The organism is Paenibacillus sp. FSL K6-0108 (assembly GCF_045040695.1).
GTDB classification, from domain to species: domain Bacteria; phylum Bacillota; class Bacilli; order Paenibacillales; family Paenibacillaceae; genus Paenibacillus; species Paenibacillus pabuli_B.
The window spans coordinates 2,237,468-2,257,862 of sequence record NZ_CP150288.1 but is presented as its reverse complement, the minus strand read 5'-3'; the positions used below and the strand labels follow the sequence as shown (position 1 = coordinate 2,257,862).

The following is a 20,395-nucleotide window of genomic DNA, read 5'->3' as shown; positions in this document are numbered from 1 at the left end:
AAAACGAAAAAGCGCCTATTAATATCTGAACAGGGCTTCCCCTGAATTTCTCCTGTACTCCAATTTTCAAAGCAAGAATCACTTTAGAATAATTCTAAACTGATTCTCAATGATTATCAAGTCATTTCCTAAGAAGAATTGTCCCTTTCAGGAAACATTATTCTATCTGATTCTATAATAAAAGCCAGATTGAATCAAATGACAAAACTTCTTCGTCATAAATAGACAGTGAGAAAAATCACAGGAACCCAATCTTTTATCAACTCTGCACTTCTCACGAAAAAGGACCTATCCATATCATGGACAAGTCCTTCACATAAATAACATTACATTTTGAGCGTCTCGTTAATCTTCTGTACCTGTTCGTCAAAATCCACAACGTCCAACACCGGCGTCATTTCGCGCGGCACCGGACCATTCGGAATGGAAATCCATGAACGGCATCCGTTGTATTCGGGCAATACGGGAATCTCCATCGGTTCCTTCAAACGGTACACTCGAAGTAACAATACGTGGAGCGGATCTTTGCGTTTCCACTTTAAGCGGTCCTCGGCAAAATCCGCAGTCCACATATGAAAATCATGAAGTCGATCCAGCATCTCCTGATCTCTAATCTCCAGATCCTGTGTCACTTCAGCATATGCCGTGAGACGGATCGTCGAAGCTTCAGGCACCCATTCCGCCAGTGATTCCTCAACAGAGGTATGATCAGAAGACTTTATCAGTTCTTTACGCTGATGTTCATATGTCGGATACAGATAGAACGCTGGACTTTTCAACTCAAAACGTTTGGTTTCCTCCACAATCCCGCCTTTTCGCATCACCATAACCTGACGACCCGTTTCCAGCGCTTTGATTGCGGAGGCCCATTCTTTTAACGCAGGTATCGTTGTGCCTAACATAAAGTTCTCCTTCCGAAAGCAGTCTTGTCAGCAGTATAGACGCTTGGCGTCGTCCTGACAACGTGAAAGTTGGTTAGAGTAACTGTATAGTTTATAAGGCAACTAACTCAGCTTGTGAGGATGAAATTAGCCCAAGAAAGAGCGAAGCATCCACATATGTTTCTCCAAATCAGCTTTGAAGCCAGTCAGCATGTCGGAAGTTGGTTGGTCTTCTGCAGCCTCTGCTGCTTCAATACCTTCCTGATACTCGTTTGACAATGTAGCAAAATCCTCGATCAGGTTCTGTACCATTGTATTAGCATCTTCGCCACCTGCTGCTTCCTGAATGGAAGAAAGCTCAAGATACTCTTTCATCGTAGCTGCAGGGCTACCTTTGAGCGTAAGAATGCGTTCAGCGATTTCGTCCATTTGTACAGTCACTTCATTGTAGAATTCTTCGAATTTCACATGCAGTGTGAAAAAGTTAGGTCCTTTTACATACCAGTGATAATTATGGATTTTAACATACAGGACGTTCAGGTTTGCCACCTGACGATTAAGTACTTGTTCCACCGATTTTGCTTGATTTGTTTTGTTTTTTGTAGCCATCTTAATCCCATCCTTTTATTATAAAATTAGTCTGTTAAGCAGTGGTAAGCAGGTTGTCCTGCAATGCATAACAGAGAGTTAACCATGTGTCACCGCTTGGCAACGGAGAGGCTTGCTTGCAACGTTTCTCTTAACCGTCCAGCCTATTTGTTTTTACCCCTGAACAGGAAGATCGAATCAGGATCGACTTGGCTTGTCTCAAAAAAAAGTTCAAAAACCGCGCTATTTCCGATATACTGACATATACCAAGCAAAGAAGTGGGTTTTCCTGTTTCTTCATATATATGGAGGTGGCATTCTTGTCCCAATATCGCCCTTTTACCCCCCAGGATGCAATCGAACTAGCCAAAACATTACCGGGTCCGTTTGCGACAGATGCAAATCTGGAATGTCGTGAGATCGGTGACGGCAATCTGAATTTGGTCTTCCATATCACGGATCAGAACTCCGATAAAAGTATCATTATCAAACAAGCCCTTCCTTATGCGAAAGTGGTTGGAGAATCATGGCCACTGTCTCTGGTACGTGCCAGAATTGAACGGGAAATCCTGCAGGAAGAATATCGCTTATGTCCGGGAATGGTACCCGAAGTGTACCATTATGATGATGATCTCGCCTTAACCGTGATGGAGGATTTGAGCGATCATGTGATTATGCGCAAAGGCCTTATCGACGGTGGAACATATCCTCTTTTTGCCCAACACATTGGGGAGTTTATGGCAAGAACATTGTTTTTCACGTCAGATCTAGGCATGAACCAGCAATTAAAAAAAGAGAAACAGGGCAGATTCGTCAATCCCGATCAATGTAAAATAACAGAAGATCTGATCTTTGATGAACCGTATCGCATTGCGGAGAAAAATAATTATGAAGCTTCCATTGAAGACGAAGCGGAAGCACTTCGTACAGATGAGGAACTTCACCTTGAAGTCGCCTTGCTGCGTGAGAAATTCCTTACGCACGGTCAAGCTCTGATTCATGGGGATTTGCACACAGGCAGTATTTTTGTTACTCCTGAATCGACCAAAGTTATCGATCCCGAATTTGCCTATTTCGGTCCAATGGGCTTCGATGTAGGAGCTGTTCTTGCCAATCTGCTTCTCCATTACGCCTCGCTGCCAGGTCGATTCCAGGATCAGACAGCTCTTCATGAGCGTGAAACGATTTTACTGGATATGGTTCGTGACGTATGGACTGAATTTGAAGCCCGCTTCCGTGGTCTGTGGACTTCAAATTTGGTTGATCCTATGGCTAAAACCCGCGGATACGAAGATCTCTATGTACAACAATTATTCAGAGACTCTGCAGGCTTCGCTGGCGCAAAAATGGTCCGCCGCATCGTCGGACTCGCACATGTCGCAGATATCGATACAATTGAAGATGCGACACAACGTGAACGTGCTCAGCGCAAAGCGCTGGCAATCGGTAAAGCTCTCATCAAGCGTAATCGCAATCTGAATACTGTTGGCGAACTTCTAGATACTGTAGCTACTGCGGTTACTTCTACTAAAGCCTAACTCAAGGAACGGAGGAACATCCATGACAACCCCTGAACATAAGCCTCTGTCCTCCCTTATATGGAAACAGGACAAGCTTGAAATGCTTGACCAGCGTCTGCTGCCTGAAACGATTCTGATGCTGAAACTGTACACGCCCGAGGAAGTATGGGAATCAATACACTCAATGAAAGTACGCGGTGCTCCGGCGATTGGAATCGCTGCTGCATTCGGCGTCGTGCTCGGTGCCAAGGCCTATGACGGACTTGCCATTCAAGGATGGTTGGATCATGTAAAAACTATCTGTGCCCATCTTGCCACTTCCCGTCCTACTGCTGTGAACCTGTTCTGGGCGCTGGATCGCATGATGCAAAAAGCCAGTGACCTCGCTGAATCCGGTGCAAGCATCGAAGATAGCAATGCTGCTCTTGAAGCGGAAGCTCTCTTGATTCAGAAAGAAGACGAAGAAGTCTGCCGTCTTATCGGTGAAAATGCTCTTCCTTTGTTCGCAGACGGTATGGGTGTGCTCACACACTGTAATGCAGGCGGACTTGCAACCGCGAAATACGGAACGGCGACTGCACCGATGTACCTCGCTCACGAGCGTGGCATCAACCTGAAAGTATTCGCAGACGAAACTCGCCCTGTCCTTCAGGGTGCACGCCTTACGGCCTTCGAGCTCCAGCAAGCCGGTATTGACGTTACCTTGATCTGCGACAACATGGCAGGCATGGTCATGTCCAAAGGCTGGATTCAGGCCGTTATCGTGGGTACAGACCGCGTCGCTGCCAATGGGGATGTAGCTAATAAAATTGGAACTTACAGCGTAGCGGTCCTTGCCAAAGCGCACAACATTCCTTTTTATGTTGCCAGCCCACTGTCCACCATTGACCTGTCTACACCATCCGGAGATCTTATTCCGATTGAGGAACGTGCTGCGGAGGAAGTAACCGAAGGTTTTGGCAAACGTACAGCACCGCAAGGTGTGAAAGTATTCAACCCTGCGTTTGACGTAACTCCTAACGAATATGTAACGGCCATTATTACGGAAAAAGGCGTTGTTCGCGCTCCTTTCAAAGAGAATCTGGCTGCCTTGTTCGCCAAGGATGAAGCATAATTAGTGGAAGCATGTTTTAGCGTTTGATATAGGATGGGCACATGTAAGTTAAAGAGAGGGCTTCCCAGTAGGGGAGCCCTTTTTAATCGCCTAATATTCAGGGATTAGATCATCTTGAGCAATGCTTCTACACCCGTCATGCCAACCGTAATGCCCATAGCCTCGGCTTCCGTGGTCACCGACTCCATAGGTGCATGCAGCAGCTGTTCCAATGTGCGCACGCCAACTGCCCGAGCTGCAATAATTTTGCGATCCCCAAGCTTCTCATTAAGTAATCCCACATCGAGTGCTCCGCACATGATATATCCTTTGGATGTATTAATCGTCAGTAATGTCGTTTTGGGCAGCTTCACCTCTACCCCGACCAACACATGCTCCCCAACCACAATCGGCTCCATCGTCACCATAATTTCCCGATACACCTCCTCTTCCACAGGTCACGATAATTGTATGCCTCATTCTGGATAGCCGTGTGGACACCTGCCGTGATTTGAGAAAATGTAAGTTATTTTGGGATGAAATGAATTCATTACTTCTAGATGTGTTAAACGAAAAACGCAAAAAAAGAAATTTGTACATGAATCAAACACTGAAAACCGGAGGGTATTTTTGTTGCGTTGGTAGGAGGCGTACACCTTTAATCGATATAGCAAAGAAAGAGGTTGTTCGTTTGCTAGTATAAAAAGTTGGGTTGGGTTTACGGTCGGATTATGGATAAGGTTATGATTAAATGAGAGCCAGATTATCACAGGAGTTCGTAAAAACCAAAACTGAGAGATAATTGGATAAGTCTGTAGTAACGCATTTAACATAAAAATTGATGGCTTATTTGAACCAGTTGATACACCTGAAACAATGTAAGGTAAGACCAACAATAAGCTAATTACTTTATATACACTTTATCTAAAATAGGACAAAGCAAAAAAACAGCTATTATATTAGCTGTCTGAAATAATTCCTCCAATACTTTATGGTTTCATCGAATCTGCCTACAGTCTGAATAAAAAGCCATTGGTTATTTTCCTCACACATACTCATGTAAGTAAAAGAATGCTTTCATAGAAATATAGTTCACCACTCAATGGGAAAGTGCAGGAAAAGATAACATTTAAATAGCTCCCTAATTTCAATCGGTATGATATCGTACCCAACTGTTCATGTATTTGGGATTACCACATTATAATCACATGGATCGTGATTCCAATCGTGTACGATACAACAACTCCCATTTATCCAGTCATATCAACGTTTTAGCTACTAAGCCAGGTCAATTTATCCTATATCGTAAGTACAATCGTGAAATGACCGAAAAGTCACTAAAAAGCTAGTCGTAGCAACGATTCTAGCCATATTATTAAAATTTATAAATTCGTGATTGAAATTTCAAGAAACCTAGACAGGACAAGGGATTTTAGCGTTTTTAAAAGTTCAATCGTAAGGTAACAGGATTATCTAAAATGATGACTTATTTATGCAATATTTCACGTTTATTCATAATCCTAATAGAGCAAACTTCATGATTGTAATCAAACACTTTAAAAAAAGAAAAGCAAACCCTTAATCGATATCTTAGTATAACAATTAGTATTTATCGAAAGACTTATTTATTACATTTTTATCGATATTCATTTCTTACTTTCTATTCACTTCTTTTCTCAACTTCAACCCTTCCATTACTTTCTAAATAAAAAAGAAGCTGTTTATTAGCAGACTCCTCTTTTAGTATGTAAATGTAACATTTGATCTAGTTTTCATCACACTTAATAAATAAATTTTCTCTAATTATATTAATATGTTTATACAAAAAATAGAAAAGGAACAGCGTGGTTGCTGCTCCCTTTAAGTTTTGCTTAGTTTGATACATACTCATTAACTTCAAACATCTCAATTTTACTGAAAGCAATGAAGTCTTTTCTGCTAATATAGTTTTTTAAGTCATAATTTTTGTTGAATGCGTAAACTTCTTGACCAATACCATCAGCACGATTGTTATACCAAGAAATGAATGCAGTTAGTTCGGAATTGGAAAGGTCATATTCCTTCTCTAAGCCACTGATCAAAGATACTACAACGCGAGCCCTATTTCCACTAACTACAGGTGTTGCAGTAGGGGTAGCTGAGGCTTCATTTGAATATTCGCTTTCAATACCGTTAAGATTTGCGGTCACAACATAATAGTACGTTACTCCATTGGTAACAGTTGTATCCGTGTACTTCGTATCATATACATTATCTGTTACAGTTTGATACGGCCCACCCGATGTTGTCGAGCGTTTGACTTTATAGCTTGTTGCTTCAGGAACAGTGCTCCAAGATAGATCAATTTTGCTGTCTCCTGCGTTAGCTACAAGATCAGCCGGAGCTTGAACTTCTGGCGATTGGACTTGATCGGAATATGCTTCAATTGAATATAATTTTAAAGGTGCTTTATTTGTAACATAAATACGTATTTGTTTAACCTCTTTAGACATTTTAACTTCATCAAGAATTATAGTTTGTTCGGTCGATTTCAATTGTACAGTATAGAGCCCTTTGCCAGCGGCATCTTCAAATCCTATGCTCTTAAAATTTTCGATGCTATCCACTTTAATTCTAACTTTGCTTAAGCTCATTGCTTGAGGCAGTTTATATAAGTATGCATAACTTCCATAAGGATCATTATTAACTGAAAAATTATAATTAGTTTCCAGATATGTGTCATCATCCCCATCTGTTGCATTGCTAATTGAATTTACAAACACTGTCCGTGCAGCATTTACAGGCTCCGTTCCTTTTAATATGTCAACAGATGATGCAGATACACTTGCAAGTGGTAAGCAAAGCATAAGCACTGATAATGTTAATACTAGTAAATACTTTTTCATTCTAAATTATATCCCCTTTTCCTTTTGTTTAAGAACAATTGTTATTATATTCCTACATAGATTTAAAAGTCTAAACACAAGTTGTTATATAATGTATATTATGTAATTATTTATAATTCAATGATTGTAATGAAAACTTAAAATAAAAAACAGCCCCTTGAGGCTGCTTATGAAAGACTGGTTTTATGTAAAATATGTCAGTTGTCTTCTTTTCCTAATAAACGCTAAAATCGTTATGCTCAACGATGATACTGTACCGTAATTTGATATCTATGCAGGGTACTAAAATCAATACTTCCAATACGATACTGCCATGCTAAGACTCCTATTGCTCCAAAAATCATGAGATTTATAACACAGTTCACATAGAATTTTTATTGAGTATTTCTCGTGTGATTTCTTGCTACTGCCAATGATTTGTCTTTATATTGTGGCATTTTAGCCTTTTCAACACTGGCATAAAACGATTGCATGTCAATTAACATGATTGTTCGCTCTCTTTTACCCATTAAAATAGCTACTCCATACACCAATTAAAGCAGTTATCCAGAAAGTCAGTCTTTATGTAGATGGAGCAAAGAAATCCACAACGGATGCAATAACGTACAAAACACTACATATGTACCAGTTAAAAGTATTAGTAATGCGATTGGAAAAAAAGTTTCATTAGAAGAGGGTAATCTCTACATTGGAGAACAAGGAGTTGCAAAGGTTAGCTTAGACAAAGCTTTTAAATTGCTTTACGAAAAAGCAAAGGAAGAAGCTAATGAATACGACCTTAAGTTCATGAACGATGGTATTATGGAGGGTAAGTTTTATCTATTTAGAGCATTTCAGGACATTCCAAACAATATAATTACTTATGGTGATTTCCTTGTAGATATATACACAGGAGATGTCTATTCATGGGATTAGTTAGATAACACCATGGTAAAACTGTAGGGTGGATTTCTCCACCCCTTTTTTTGTCTTCTCGTAAAACTTGTCTTTTATCTGGAGCTACTCTCGTTTTGAGTAACTTGTAAGAAACCAATAACATCGAGAATCTCTTTAAAGTTTGAAACTGTTTCATCTGAAAGTCTAGTGATTTCCTTATTGTGTATTCGCTCGTTGAATTTTTTTGAAACTAACACTTTATCAAACTTTGTTTTTTCTAACGATTCCAAGACAATTTCGTTAAAATCTTCTTCTGAGAACACCCCTTCAATTGCTGAGTAAGCTTTGCTTTTTGCTGGTGTAAACAATATCTTACTGTTTTCAATTCCACATTCAGTTATTAATTTCTTTTCAGTTTGCTTACCTGCTTTATCGTTATCTAATAAAATGTAATAATCCGTTTCGGAATCAATGATCAAAGTTAGAACATTTATTATTTGCGCTGAGCCTAAACAAGGATAAATTTTGAAATTATCAAGTTTAATTTCCAATATCTCATTAAAATAATACCTCATTGCTTCCAGGTAATAATAATCAGAATAGCCCTCGACAAGAACTACTCTTTTACCAAATGTGCTTATATTATTCTTTAGTCCTAATCCTATAGCAGAAAGTATTGGCTTCATGGTGTTATTGTCGGCACCCTTATGAATTTTATTTTCTACATAAGTACGATCATTGTCTTTTAGTACCAATCTAATCCTTTCTAATCTATTGGGGTCCATGAGCCAATGGCTATGCGTGGAAATTACAATAGGACTGCTTATAGCAAGCTTATTAAGCATATTTAAAAGATCTTCCTGGGCAGCAGCATGTAAATACAAGCCAGGTTCATCAATCAACAAGACACTGCCTGTTTTCATTTCTGCTTGTAAAGTTAGATAAAAGGACAGAAACCATTGCAAACCCTGACTTCTCTGTCTTGGCTGAAAGGGTTTCTGACCATCTGTTCCATAGACAAAAAAATTAAGTTCATCCCCATCTAAATTAATTTTAAGTTCAACATTGTCCTGCGAATAATAGCCCATAAAGTCACCCGAAATCTCAGCAGAAATTTTATCGGTTAGAAATCTTCTTCTTTGTGGATTGGCTTCTTCAAATAAAACATCAGGATCTTGATTTACCACTTTAAAAAACCTGTCTACGATAGGAGTTATTTCTTCATCGCTTGAAATTGAGTTTGGAATTATATCTTCAAACGAACTAAAGTATACGAAATTGGGGATTGTTTTTTTAAAATCATCGCTATTGATGTAACTTAGGAATTCGGTTAACGATACTATATAGGAATCAACTTCATCAATAATTGACTTTATTTTATTTAATTGCTCATTATTCAAATTGCTCTTAATATTTATAAAACAAGACTTAATTTCTTCAATTACTTTCGCAAGGTTGTTCGATGTAATTGCTTCTATATCAGGTTTAAACTTAGACTTAAATTCCTTATTAATTGCACTAACAGCTGTACCGATCGCTACTGCAACATTCTCAATGGTGTTCCGATAAAGTTCTACTTCGATAACTTCATTATATATAGATGTTCTAGTTAGTGTCACGCCGTTGCTAATAGTTGGACTGTTTTTATCTAGAGTAAAAGTATCACAAATATATGCTACAATATCTTCCTCTAGTTCATAGTGAACGACGACCTCAGGATATTCATCTATGTAGTCAATTGGGAAATCATTATCTTTATCAAATTTATTATTCGAAAAACAATCTAATGCTTTCAAAATATTAGATTTGCCTGATTCGTTTTTCCCAGCAAGGATTGTTAGATTCCGATTAAAATAAATTCTTCCCGAGTCTTTAATTGATCTAAAGTTCTTAATTTGAGCCCACACTAATTTCAAATTGAGTACCTCCTATTGTCTAAAGTTTCCATGTGTATATTATAGCTTTTACTGACTTCGAATTCTACAACATCAACAACCCCGTTGAAATATGTATTTCATAAATATTGTATCAATTAGAACTCAGGAAAATAGCGGAACTTATGACCTACAAGTGATACTATAGACTCATCTGTCTATATTAAATTGGAGGTTAGAAGTATGAAGAAACGTACATTAATTGTCTCTACAGTTGTACTTTCATCAACAATGTTTGTAACAGGAGCACTAGCAGCTTCAAATGGCTTTTCGATTTTCATTAATGGTTCCAAACTAAGTACTGAAGCAAAAATTATCAATGGAACGACATATGTTCCACTAAGAGCTATCTCTGAGTCATTAGGGGCTCAAGTAAGTGTAAACAACTCACAGAAAAACATCTATATTTTCAAGTCTAAATCAGAATACTTCTAACAACAACACAATAAACCAAGGAACTAACAATAACACGCCTACACCAGCAAGTACTCCCGAAGTCGCATCAAGAAAAAATCCCGCTAAAACTGGAGAAGTTGTACCATTTGTAACAAGTAGCTCTTCCAACAAACGTAAAGGGGAACATCTCCATAACAGAAGTTATCCGTGGTGATGCTGCATGGAAAATTATCTATGACACAAATAGTTTCAATAGACTTCCCAATGATGGGCATGAGTACATATTGACTAAGATTAAATACGAGGTTACATCTAGTGCAAATAGTGAAGTGGCTGATGAAGTTAGTGATTATGACTTCACTTTGGTTTCTGGAAACGGTGTAGATTATCAAAGAGTCTCTGTAGTGTTACCTGACCCAAAATTCAGAACCAAAATTTACGCAGGTGGTTCTTATGAAGGCTGGGCTGCTTTTATGGTTAAAAGTGATGACCCTAATCCATTGTTGGCTTATAACAGAAAACGGGATGGTTCAAGTGGGGTTTGGTTTAAACTGAATTAACTTAAAATCAGGTTGTACCTTTAAGGGGTGCGACCTTTTTTTATGAAGCACGCATTTTATAAATTTACTTATTTATATAATTTATCCTTTAATATCCATAAAAGAAAATGAATATTAAACATAATTGAATCGAACAATAACAGCAAAAAAGGAGTTGAATTTAAATTGGCAATTACATTTAAAGGCCGTATTGCAGAATGTTTCGGTCACACTAAAAACGCAAGAATAACAATAAATTTAGGACAGCCCGAGCCACAAACAGGCCATGTTAACTGGGCTATTCATCAAGATGTCTCAGCGGTTCAAAATGAGATACAAAATGATTCAAGTCAGGTTTCTGCTAAAATTCCAGATGTCAGTAAAGATGTTCTTGACAATGTATTTGGATTTCTTAAAGATGCGCGCCTTGTTCTTACTAGTGGGAAAATCGAAAAATATGACGATCATGTTGCTTGGGCCAAACAGAACGACCGACAGACTGTAATCAATGAAATAAACCATGAAATATCTACAATACAAAATAACAATCAATACTCAACTCTTGATCTCTTCCCAATTGTGGCTTCTGAGCATACTGGATTGGGGCAACACAGAAACATGGAAACTAAAATTACCATATCCAAGAACGGAAGAATTGATGGTGACACACATACAGATACAGGTGACCATTATCAGGGATTCCATGGTTATGTGGCAGTATTCTTGTGTGATGTTATGGGAAATATTCTTTGGTCAACACAAGAAGAACATAAATTTGGCGTAGATGGTGTGTATTCTGGAAAACCGAGTAGAAATGACAATTGGACAGAAAACATTCCTAATGAAGTTTTAGGTGACATTGAAAAATGCGTGATTATTCACTCCACTACCAAAGTTTCATCCTTAACTCCTGAAGAAGTGGGGAAATGGATCAAGGCATTCGAACCAGTAATTAAAGCATTTGCTTGACCTAGGCCAATTACGAGGGCAGATTGCCCTCTTTTTATAAAATAGACCTCTCCGTTAATTCATGATATTATGTAAAATCTCCACCTTATCATTAAGACTGTTTTTAAAATATTTTACCATTATAGTAATTTATTCAAAAATCCACTTTAACAGATCATACTGAAAAACCCGCCATTTAATTGGTGGGTTTAATTATTGAGTCTATGTGAAATCTACATTTCATTATAATTTTCTGATTTGCACGATTCTATTAGCATCAATATTTGTTTCTTCTTTTAAGTAAACCATATGATTGTCATTGCGGTAACCTGTTTTTTCAAAAAGAAGGAATTCAAAATAACTTATTAAGAAATACACCATTATTTCTTCTTTGCTTTTTGCTTGTTGATCGTCCTTAAATGTAGAACCATCAATTTCGTCGATCATTACCTTAAAAGTAATGACTGAAGGAACTGATCTACTCTCCCATTCTCTCACAAGTTGTTCGGTAAACAATAGCTCTCTTCCTATATGGATCACTAATTCAGGCGCGCGCAACAAATGATCTATATTACTATCTTTTTCAACATTAGATTCAAACATAAATCCATTTATACACTTGTCTTTTGTAGCTCTATGGGTTGTATACTTGGTTGATTGAATTTGATCATTAATGTATAACTTGAATACATCATTTTCCCTTTTAAAAGTCACACCAAATTCTTTCAGAAAACGTATGAATGAATTATCCGTTGAGAATAGTTCGTCCAAACTTAGTAACCCAAATTCATAATAGGAATTGGTATCAAGAATTGCTGCTACATGACTAACAGTTATTGAATTAATGATAATATCTTGAATATCCAAATCAAAGTATTCTAGAATATCATCAATAACAATTTTTTTGTAGTCCCAGTGATATCCATCCTTTTTAACTCTATACGTTTGTGCCTTAATAAATTCTTCAATGTCGGAACTTGTTACATTTAAAGCTTTTGCCAAAGATTCATAGATATCCATTAAATTAATTGCACTCAAATTATTTTCCACTATATTCATACCCTCTCGTATCTATCTCTATGTAAAACTTGCATTTCATGATAATGCATTCTAGTGTTTACTTTTTTTCATCTTCATCATCTTTTTCATAAGGATAGTCATTAGGATTGTAGTTCAGACTGCATTTTTCATTGTTAAAAGAAGAACCCTTAGCTGCATATCTTCCACATCCACAAACACAAAGCTCTGCCATATTTTTCACCTCCAAGTTGCCACTCAAATATCATTTCTAGATCATGTTATAAAAATTTCATTGCCAGCTAAATTCCTTAATTAACTTGGCCCACTCTATTGGTATCAATGTATCTTACCTTTGCCTTGTCTGTAAAACCGCATTTATTTTCTATGAAGTCAGTTACTTTAATTTCAGTAATTCTAACACTCCACTGATTTTCTATATTGCGTTCCACATGTACTCTATATCCATCAGGCATGTCTTCAATAAACATAAGTCACCCTCATAAACACTAAGAATATAAAAGATGCCTTTCATTAAATGAGTCTCTTTTCAATCATTATCCTTCCAACCTCAAACAATACAGCAAACTCAACTTCATTAACCTTCTCAATTTTTGAATTATCATCTTTTCTATAGTAGTAAACCCCATCAGTATACACGTAATTGTAAATAGGGCTCATATCATAAACATAATTAGGTTCCAGCGTTCCAATACCTTGGACTATCCCCGAGGTAATTGAATGATTTCCGCCAATGATAAATACAATCCTCATTGGCAACCAAAGTTCCACATTATGATTTAAAACATCCATTTTCCAATTTCCCCAATGTCTATCCTCACCTATACTCACAAGAGAGCCAATCAATCTTTCATAATTCCACGGCCAAGGTAAAACTAAATCATCTTTAAGACTGATAGAATACGATTCATTTGGAAGTTTTTTAAGATAACTAGAAATGTAGCTTCTATTCTCAATCGGTTCCTTAAAAAAAGCTTCATCAGAGGTGATATCTGGGAGTCTAGAATGTGAGGGATCATATAGTTTATTAGTGAGATACTTTGCCTGGATTCGTAGTCCTATCATTTTTATTAAATCATAGATAGGATGTCTTAATGGCGATTGTTCCAGCTCCTCATTTTGAGAGATGGTATCTTTTACTGCTGCTATCATGTTGTCAAACAATTTTTTCTTATCATCGTCACTTTCATTAATGGACTGGTTGTAGACACTTAACTTGCTTTTATTTGAATTAAAAAATATTTTTTTCACTTTTTTTATCAAGATCATTTCACACTCCACGTGCAATTATAATAAAATATCCATCTGATTAAGACTCTTGCATTCCTAGAATGTTTTCCACTCGTCCTTGTATTCGTCCATTGTCACTTGCACTGTGGAACTTTCTCGCCGAACTACTAATCTCTGTCTTTCCTCCACATTTACTAATAATGATAGTAAAACAATTGCTTCTCGAGAATATCTCATTAGTTCTAATGTTGCAGATTGAAAATTTATGAGATCAACTGAATGCGCAAGAGTATCCATGGAATTTTCGTTTTGATGAAGTAATGAGTCATGAATTTTAAGGTAACGATGTTCCAATGCATTTCTTAAATCGTAAAGCTTCAATAGAAGGATCTAAATACTTGTGTTTTATCTGTTTCTTGGCAATATCTTTGCATAACCAATATAAACCGACACCAGGATGATTGTACGTCTCATTATCTGTAATATGTTTCTTTAGATCCAGCTTGTAATCATACCCATTCTTGCCGTATTTCTTATTGTGCCAAATTGATTTATAAGAAACATCCTGTTCTTTTATACCTAAATCGAAGTACTCATTTAGAAAATATGCTATTCTATCAAAAATTGAATAAAGACTTCTAAACCCAAATTTTATTTTTTCAATCCCAATACCATATATAGGATAATCCAAAGTGTTATACATAAAAACTTCTTTGTCTGAGAAATGCGGAGTGTTGTTGTTAATTCCATCATAAATAACAAATCTTGCTGATACATATTCTTGCTTTAACTGATTAAATAAACCATGATATTTAGGGCCAATCCTTATATCAGTTACAATGTCGGGAAGGTGTAGAACGTCGCATGCAACCATCGAAACGTTAAAATAATCATTCAGTGTATTCAAGAATAAGCTGTTGTGCAAACACCAAGATCTATAGTCTTTTTCTTTCTCAGAAGACCCAAGAGAAAATTCATCAAAAATATTCTCATTAACGTAGTCCTTAACACGTTCAACTTCAGCATTAAACACAATACGTGCATATTCATCTACGTCAGGACTTGTAAGAGCTTGTTTCAGCAATCGACTTCCTTCGTTAAGTAGAACCTGACTATGTCCCTCATCGTAGTCAATGCGAGCGTAATCTATAAGTTTAAGTCCCATACTTCCTAAAGCCATAGGAAATTCTTCATTTACTCCGTGCTTTAACTGATTGATTGATCTGGTTAGTCTTCCGATACTATGTAGTTCATTTGCATAATTTGTAGTTGACCTTAAAAAATAGCCAGTGTAATACGCCTCATCTTCCCTTGTAGCTGAAGCCCTTTGCAGTGGTTCACTTTTATACTTGCTAAAGTACTCCAGTGACTTACGATATAAATACAAACTTAATTCAAAATTTTCTTCATTATTGTTTTCATCTGAGTGTTCTAGTTGCCCACTATAGAGCAGACCATTTCTATTTCCTTGAGATGTCGCACCATGATAAGCAAATATAGCTCTTTCAAGATCGTTATAATCTGACGAATCTATAAACTCAAGACACTCTCCCACTATCGTTTCTAAAGAATGAATATCTTTTTCATCGAATGCTTGATCTGCTCTGAGAGCAACACTAAGTACGTTAGGATGCATTGTTTAAATTCTCCCCTTAACCCACAAAATAAACAACCATTACACTAAAGGCTTATCCACTCTTTAATTTCTTTTGCAAATTTATACGCTTTAACGTGCAGCTTGTTGTCATTTAAATACTCTTCACCCTTTTCCGTTAACTTGGAGTTATAGTAGTATATCGTATCGTCAGCATAAAAAGGTTTGGTTAAGTATCTCTCTCTGACCAAAAAGTTAACCTGCTCCTCAAATTGCTCCCAACTGAACCCTAGGTCAAGTTGCTCAAAATTACTCTTGTCAACATTATTGAAAAGAGTGTCTTTCTCAGTTTCTTTGAGAATCACGTATCTAATCTTTTCTTTGTTCATGTTTCTTCAACTCCATTCTAAAAGAAAGTAAACTTCTACGACAACTCAATTCTCAGCAAATTGTGAATCCATTAGTTCTTTTACCTGCATCATATACTTAACAGTCTCTAAAGTAATAAACGGATCGGAAATAGTATTCTTAGAAATTATCGTTGAGAATGCTTTTCCGATATTGTAGTAAATCCCCAATTCAGGCTTCGGAGGATCTTCTCTATACTTTTCACTATATTGAACAACTCTTTCATTGCAGGTTTGAATGTTTACTCCTTTTGATGAGAGAGCATTGTAATACGCATCCATTATCATGGTTTTTGATCGACTCTCCTGAAACGCTTGATATGCTGACAAGTCTACAATGAATGCTATAAGATATACCAACTCTGTCTTAACAAGCTCGTCGTTGTTCTCACTGTAAGTTACACCACGTTGTCTTAATCTAAATGTTGACTTCGCAGCGGCATTTCCCATTTGTACATGCGAATCGATTGGAGTTAAGGAATCGGTTGCAAAAATATCATCATTCTCATTTAAATTCTTTCCTTTCGCTAATAAAAACGAAATAAATGAACCAATTGCAAGCACACCAACACCAGACAAGATTGAACCCCATCCCCAATCGCTATACTTATAGATTGCTAAATAGATAGCAACCAAGATACTAATTCGAAGAACCCACTTTGCCATTAGGACACCCTTATTATGTGTTCTTAGGACAGAAATACTTTATTTGAACTCTATACATCCTTATATAGTCGCCCATCTTTGATGAATCCATATCGACCATAAAATCGTATTAAATCCTCTCTTGTTAGACCTCTTCCCGGCACAATTTTACCAGTAATGTGTGTTATTTTTCTCATCGAATTGCTTGAAGCAATGAAGTCGCCATAGGTTAGTCCAGTATTAAATTCAGAAGCGTATAGTTGCAAATTATATACTTCTATTTTTTCGTTTAGTTTTTCAACGATCTTAAGAAGTGAATTAAGCATTAGACCACCATGTCCTCTTCTCTCTACTCCTGAAAGTAAATCAACTATCTCCAAATAGCCTTTACTGTAATATGATATATACATTTTAGATTGTGGGCCCGTACTTTTACCATAAGATAAATACAATGTAGGATCACATGTGTCTCCTGGTGTAAACTCACCCAAATTAAAAAATACTGCAACCAAGTCACTTAGATTATCTCTATATGTTTGAAAGAACACATCTCCAGATCTAGATTCATATTCTTCATCTGTTAATTGAACCAAATCGCCGATTAAGCCTTTAATATGAATGAACTTTATGTACTCAGAACTGAACTTTATAGCACTAAAGGCACCTATTTTATATTCTAAATCACCATTCATCATCAATATCGAATCAAGATCACCTTTTAGAATTGTGTTCTCTAAGGATTCAATATACTGATACAACAAATCCTTTTGATTATTTATATTTTGTGATGAGTTAATTGGGATGTCATTATTTTTTTTATTGAAAATAGATTTGAACAAATTTCTCATGTCAAGACCTCACTATCTGAATGAAAGGAAAATTTTAATGTAATTCGATCTGACTTGATTCTTTACCTTTTGAATTTGACTTGGCTGATACGTACACTAAAAATATCATTGCAATGCCTAAAACTGAGTATTGTATCAACGTCCCCAGATCTGAATTGTACAAGGATATTGATGTGTACATATTGCCTAAAATATGGGCTATTATTACTGACCACAAATTTCTTGTTGCAAATAATAGCAATCCGTACATTAAGCCCATCAAACTTAGGGCAACAGTAATGTCAGTATTAAACCAGCCTCCGCCGTAAGGAAATGTGTGCAGCCAGCCAAACATTAATGAACTTACCAACAAACCAACCAACAATGATATTTTTGCAAAACGCTGTCTACATATTAGATGCGTTATTTTTGCAACAACAAGAATTGTTGCAAATCTCCATACTTCTTCAGCGCCAGAAAAGAAATTTGAAATTGTACTACGCAGCAACTGATCAAGTGAATATTCTTTTAGACCTTGGGGGTTAGAATCAATTGGGATGACAACCATAAAAAGGCCAACGAGGATTTTCATAATTATTGGTGCTACAAGAGGGATAACAATATAGTTCAGAATGAATCTTTTCATCCCATTCTCATGGATACCTCTACCACCAATTAACTGCTTTTGATATTTAGATACAACGAATAATATGCAAAAATATAATACTAGTAAATAATAAGGGAAATGTAATGACCTCTCCCTGATAATAATCAATGTAGGAAGGCTCACAAAAATCATAAAATTAAGAATTTCTATAGTTCTTGTATTATTCAGGAACACACCTGTTAAGTTCTTAAAATGTCCAGTCTCCATGTTTCTTACCTGCTCTCTCTACAACCTTAGTTGCTGAAATGTACGTTTCACAGATAGTTTATTCTAAGTTGCACTTCTTTTAAGCTCACATAGTACATTTCAAGTCCTTTTAATCCTGCTTCTTGAAGATATCCCGATTCCTTATAAATTTCACGCTTATTTATCTCATCTGTTAAATACATGATCAAACTCTCAAGCCAAACTGTAGTCTTTTCGCGCCCCATATTCTTTAGAACATACTGATCTGCCTCTAATTCATATGGGCTTACAATTCCTTCTGTGACTTTCCCTAGTCTCCCTTTTAGTCCTAATGGGTGTTTATTTTTCACATGTCCAAGTTCATGATACAGCGCGCACCAATCCAACATTGTATTATTTTCAGAAACGATAAACACCAATCCCTTGTTAGCAAAATCTGGTCTGTCCTTAGAAGTCCATCCTTGCGCCTCAAAATTAGTATAAAAAGAATGCTCCCATTTTTTATATGTAATGATAGGGGTATCTTCAAACATAAAAAAATTGAAAGTCTCTTCGTTTCCATCCTTGGTGACTATCGAAAATTTTTGATCGAACACCATTTCTCTTTCCATGGTCAGATCTCCCTAAGTAAAGTATTTGATTTATCAAAAATGAAAACTACACTGGTATCAGAGAAAAGAATCCATGTTAAATGAAGTGACCCCCAAAAGCTAGACACGGTTATCTCATCAAGCAGCTTTCTCAAAATGAGTTCGGTACTGTACCGGACTCATTTTGATTTTTGCTTTTAACCGTTTGGTATTGTAGTATTCAATATATTTTTCCAATTCTTCTTTGAAATGTTCCACATTTTTAAACTCTTTGTAGTACAGAAACTCTGATTTGAGAATGCCGAAGAAATTCTCTATGACGGCGTTGTCGTAACAATTCCCTTTTCGTGACATGCTTTGGAGAATGCCTCTCGACTTAAGCGCATAGCGATATTGCTTCATTTGGTAATGCCAACCTTGATCTGAATGAAAGAGAAGATGGTGCCCTTCCGGCAGACGCTCCAGTCCTGCATCCAGCATCTCAGCTACCAGAGAATATGTTGGTCGTGAACCAATGGTATAGGTGATAATTTCCCCATTGAATAGGTCCAAAATAGGCGACAGATACAGCTTTTCTCCAAATAACTTAAACTCCGTGATGTCCGTTACCCACTTCTCATTTGGCGCCTCCGCCGTGAACTGGCGATCCAAATGATTCGGTGCAGTCTCGCCGACTGTCCCTTTATATGACTTATACTTTTTCATGCGGAATAGGCATTTAAGGCCCATCTCCTTCATGAGCCGCTGAACCTTCTTGTGGTTCACTTTCCGCCCACGGATTGCCAATTCATCACGAATACGGCGATATCCGTAACGTCCGTCATGTTCCGCATAAATGGACTGGATCTCAGCTCTCAAATCCGCATTCGGATCTGGTTGGCTTATACGCTTTATAAGGTTGTAATAGGTGCTGCGCGGGATACCAGACAGCTGTACGAGTGCCTTCACCGGATATTTATGCCTCAGTTCCCAGACGGCTTGTGCTTTGTCCTGTTTGGTGATTTTTCCTTGTTTCGAACTAAGGCGTTCAACTTTTTTAGATACTCATTCTCCATTTCAAGCTGCTTGATACGTTCTTCGAGCGCTTCGACAGACCCTTCAACTACAGATCGTTTAGTAGACGAATTGGAGTTTTTCTTCATGGATGGACGCCCCTTCTTTTTTGGCTCAAGGGCTTCTAAACCGCCTGTCTCCATCTTTTTCTGCCAGGAATGCAAGATGGAGAAGTTCGGAAGGTTGAACAGAGCAGCGGTATTCATGAGAGAAGCTTTCGATTGAGCCATATGATTAAGTACGTCCAGTTTAAAGCTTGCCGGATAATTTGTATAGCCGTTAGTAAAGGCACACTCACCATGCATCTCATAAAGCTTTAACCAATATTGGAATTGGGACTTGTTAACACCCATTTTGTTTGCGTATTCCGTCAGCGACAGAAGATCAGAGTTATACCCTTGAATGATCGCCAATTTCCTATCCTTCGTAAATTTGGTCATAAAAAACTGCACCTCCAACTGTTAGAGTGTGTCTAACATTTGGGGTGCAGTTCATTAG

Annotated in this window: 21 protein-coding genes and 1 pseudogene; 5 read left to right on the top strand and 17 right to left on the bottom strand. The window is 37.1% G+C overall.

From position 1 onward, the window contains the following. Positions 1-326: 326 nt before the first annotated feature. Positions 327-902, bottom strand: coding sequence for a DUF1802 family protein (locus MHB49_RS10495; protein WP_405156079.1), 576 nt, complete (start codon positions 900-902; stop codon positions 327-329). A gap of 126 nt (positions 903-1,028) precedes the next feature. After that, on the bottom strand, positions 1,029-1,490 hold the full coding sequence (locus MHB49_RS10490; RefSeq protein ID WP_247901781.1) for a Dps family protein: 462 nt from the start codon (positions 1,488-1,490) through the stop codon (positions 1,029-1,031). Between the two features lie 299 nt (positions 1,491-1,789). Between MHB49_RS10490 and mtnK the strand changes: the two genes are divergently transcribed. Both mtnK and mtnA read left to right on the top strand, forming a co-directional pair. Then, entirely contained in the window at positions 1,790-3,007 is a 1,218-nt protein-coding gene (gene mtnK, locus MHB49_RS10485; RefSeq protein WP_405156078.1) for an S-methyl-5-thioribose kinase, read from the top strand. Positions 3,008-3,029: 22 nt separating this feature from the next. Then, positions 3,030-4,103 carry an S-methyl-5-thioribose-1-phosphate isomerase gene (gene mtnA / locus MHB49_RS10480; protein WP_405156077.1) on the top strand — a complete coding sequence of 358 codons (1,074 nt, stop codon included), beginning with the start codon at positions 3,030-3,032 and terminating at the stop codon, positions 4,101-4,103. A 104-nt stretch (positions 4,104-4,207) separates the two neighbouring features. Here mtnA and MHB49_RS10475 read toward each other — a convergent pair whose 3' ends face one another. The 4 genes from MHB49_RS10475 to MHB49_RS10460 all read right to left on the bottom strand — a co-directional run bounded on the left by MHB49_RS10475 (position 4,208) and on the right by MHB49_RS10460 (position 9,750). Next, positions 4,208-4,510, bottom strand: a complete 303-nt coding sequence (locus MHB49_RS10475; RefSeq protein WP_017689545.1) for a YunC family protein — start codon at positions 4,508-4,510, stop codon at positions 4,208-4,210. 1,443 nt (positions 4,511-5,953) lie between these two features. Then, a complete protein-coding gene (locus MHB49_RS10470; protein WP_405156076.1) occupies positions 5,954-6,967 on the bottom strand; it encodes a hypothetical protein in 1,014 nt (337 codons plus the stop codon). Positions 6,968-7,341: 374 nt separating this feature from the next. After that, complete coding sequence (locus tag MHB49_RS10465) at positions 7,342-7,440, bottom strand: hypothetical protein (protein ID WP_405157099.1); 99 nt, start codon at positions 7,438-7,440, stop codon at positions 7,342-7,344. Between the two features lie 516 nt (positions 7,441-7,956). Continuing rightward, the gene (locus MHB49_RS10460; protein WP_405157098.1) at positions 7,957-9,750 is read right to left on the bottom strand and encodes an ATP-dependent nuclease; all 1,794 of its coding nucleotides are present in this window, start codon (positions 9,748-9,750) and stop codon (positions 7,957-7,959) included. A 210-nt stretch (positions 9,751-9,960) separates the two neighbouring features. Between MHB49_RS10460 and MHB49_RS10455 the strand changes: the two genes are divergently transcribed. From MHB49_RS10455 to MHB49_RS10445, 3 genes are all read left to right on the top strand, one after another. Beyond that, entirely contained in the window at positions 9,961-10,212 is a 252-nt protein-coding gene (locus tag MHB49_RS10455) for a stalk domain-containing protein (RefSeq protein WP_405156075.1), read from the top strand. A 290-nt stretch (positions 10,213-10,502) separates the two neighbouring features. Then, positions 10,503-10,733, top strand: a complete 231-nt coding sequence (locus tag MHB49_RS10450) for a hypothetical protein (RefSeq protein WP_405156074.1) — start codon at positions 10,503-10,505, stop codon at positions 10,731-10,733. Positions 10,734-10,898: 165 nt separating this feature from the next. Then, positions 10,899-11,681: a hypothetical protein gene (locus MHB49_RS10445; protein WP_405156073.1), complete on the top strand. Its 783-nt coding sequence runs from the start codon at positions 10,899-10,901 to the stop codon at positions 11,679-11,681. 222 nt (positions 11,682-11,903) lie between these two features. Here MHB49_RS10445 and MHB49_RS10440 read toward each other — a convergent pair whose 3' ends face one another. The 11 genes and pseudogenes from MHB49_RS10440 to MHB49_RS10390 all read right to left on the bottom strand — a co-directional run bounded on the left by MHB49_RS10440 (position 11,904) and on the right by MHB49_RS10390 (position 20,337). Continuing rightward, the gene (locus tag MHB49_RS10440) at positions 11,904-12,710 is read right to left on the bottom strand and encodes a hypothetical protein (protein WP_405156072.1); all 807 of its coding nucleotides are present in this window, start codon (positions 12,708-12,710) and stop codon (positions 11,904-11,906) included. Positions 12,711-12,777: 67 nt separating this feature from the next. Further along, on the bottom strand, positions 12,778-12,912 hold the full coding sequence (locus MHB49_RS10435; RefSeq protein ID WP_405156071.1) for a hypothetical protein: 135 nt from the start codon (positions 12,910-12,912) through the stop codon (positions 12,778-12,780). Between the two features lie 76 nt (positions 12,913-12,988). Further along, positions 12,989-13,168, bottom strand: a complete 180-nt coding sequence (locus MHB49_RS10430; RefSeq protein ID WP_405156070.1) for a hypothetical protein — start codon at positions 13,166-13,168, stop codon at positions 12,989-12,991. A gap of 43 nt (positions 13,169-13,211) precedes the next feature. After that, entirely contained in the window at positions 13,212-13,961 is a 750-nt protein-coding gene (locus MHB49_RS10425; RefSeq protein WP_340018391.1) for a DUF6710 family protein, read from the bottom strand. A 63-nt stretch (positions 13,962-14,024) separates the two neighbouring features. After that, positions 14,025-14,802 (bottom strand): annotated as a pseudogene (locus MHB49_RS10420) (LA2681 family HEPN domain-containing protein). An 806-nt stretch (positions 14,803-15,608) separates the two neighbouring features. Continuing rightward, entirely contained in the window at positions 15,609-15,911 is a 303-nt protein-coding gene (locus MHB49_RS10415; RefSeq protein ID WP_340018393.1) for a YjcQ family protein, read from the bottom strand. Positions 15,912-15,956: 45 nt separating this feature from the next. Further along, positions 15,957-16,595 (bottom strand): hypothetical protein, encoded by a 639-nt coding sequence (locus tag MHB49_RS10410; RefSeq protein ID WP_405156069.1) that lies wholly within the window; start codon positions 16,593-16,595, stop codon positions 15,957-15,959. A 50-nt stretch (positions 16,596-16,645) separates the two neighbouring features. Beyond that, positions 16,646-17,422, bottom strand: coding sequence for a hypothetical protein (locus MHB49_RS10405; RefSeq protein WP_405156068.1), 777 nt, complete (start codon positions 17,420-17,422; stop codon positions 16,646-16,648). A 34-nt stretch (positions 17,423-17,456) separates the two neighbouring features. Further along, positions 17,457-18,275, bottom strand: a complete 819-nt coding sequence (locus MHB49_RS10400; protein WP_405156067.1) for a type II CAAX prenyl endopeptidase Rce1 family protein — start codon at positions 18,273-18,275, stop codon at positions 17,457-17,459. A gap of 47 nt (positions 18,276-18,322) precedes the next feature. After that, the gene (locus tag MHB49_RS10395; RefSeq protein ID WP_405156066.1) at positions 18,323-18,865 is read right to left on the bottom strand and encodes a hypothetical protein; all 543 of its coding nucleotides are present in this window, start codon (positions 18,863-18,865) and stop codon (positions 18,323-18,325) included. A gap of 117 nt (positions 18,866-18,982) precedes the next feature. Beyond that, positions 18,983-20,337, bottom strand: a protein-coding gene (locus tag MHB49_RS10390) for an IS3 family transposase (protein ID WP_405156065.1) whose coding sequence is annotated in 2 segments (ribosomal slippage) — positions 18,983-19,884 and positions 19,884-20,337 — 1,356 coding nt in all. Because the reading frame shifts where the segments join, the coding sequence is not laid out codon by codon here. Between the last annotated feature and the right edge of the window lie 58 nt (positions 20,338-20,395).

Coding starts and splice junctions, on each gene's coding strand:
- MHB49_RS10435 (WP_405156071.1), bottom strand. CDS start 12,912: ATGGCAGAGCTTTGTGTTTGTGGATGTGGAAGATATGCAGCTAAGGGT.
- MHB49_RS10490 (WP_247901781.1), bottom strand. CDS start 1,490: ATGGCTACAAAAAACAAAACAAATCAAGCAAAATCGGTGGAACAAGTA.
- MHB49_RS10455 (WP_405156075.1), top strand. CDS start 9,961: ATGAAGAAACGTACATTAATTGTCTCTACAGTTGTACTTTCATCAACA.
- mtnA (WP_405156077.1), top strand. CDS start 3,030: ATGACAACCCCTGAACATAAGCCTCTGTCCTCCCTTATATGGAAACAG.
- MHB49_RS10410 (WP_405156069.1), bottom strand. CDS start 16,595: ATGGCAAAGTGGGTTCTTCGAATTAGTATCTTGGTTGCTATCTATTTA.
- MHB49_RS10465 (WP_405157099.1), bottom strand. CDS start 7,440: ATGCAATCGTTTTATGCCAGTGTTGAAAAGGCTAAAATGCCACAATAT.
- MHB49_RS10495 (WP_405156079.1), bottom strand. CDS start 902: ATGTTAGGCACAACGATACCTGCGTTAAAAGAATGGGCCTCCGCAATC.
- MHB49_RS10470 (WP_405156076.1), bottom strand. CDS start 6,967: ATGAAAAAGTATTTACTAGTATTAACATTATCAGTGCTTATGCTTTGC.
- MHB49_RS10475 (WP_017689545.1), bottom strand. CDS start 4,510: ATGGTGACGATGGAGCCGATTGTGGTTGGGGAGCATGTGTTGGTCGGG.
- MHB49_RS10395 (WP_405156066.1), bottom strand. CDS start 18,865: ATGGAAAGAGAAATGGTGTTCGATCAAAAATTTTCGATAGTCACCAAG.
- MHB49_RS10415 (WP_340018393.1), bottom strand. CDS start 15,911: ATGAACAAAGAAAAGATTAGATACGTGATTCTCAAAGAAACTGAGAAA.
- MHB49_RS10405 (WP_405156068.1), bottom strand. CDS start 17,422: ATGAGAAATTTGTTCAAATCTATTTTCAATAAAAAAAATAATGACATC.
- MHB49_RS10400 (WP_405156067.1), bottom strand. CDS start 18,275: ATGGAGACTGGACATTTTAAGAACTTAACAGGTGTGTTCCTGAATAAT.
- MHB49_RS10430 (WP_405156070.1), bottom strand. CDS start 13,168: ATGTTTATTGAAGACATGCCTGATGGATATAGAGTACATGTGGAACGC.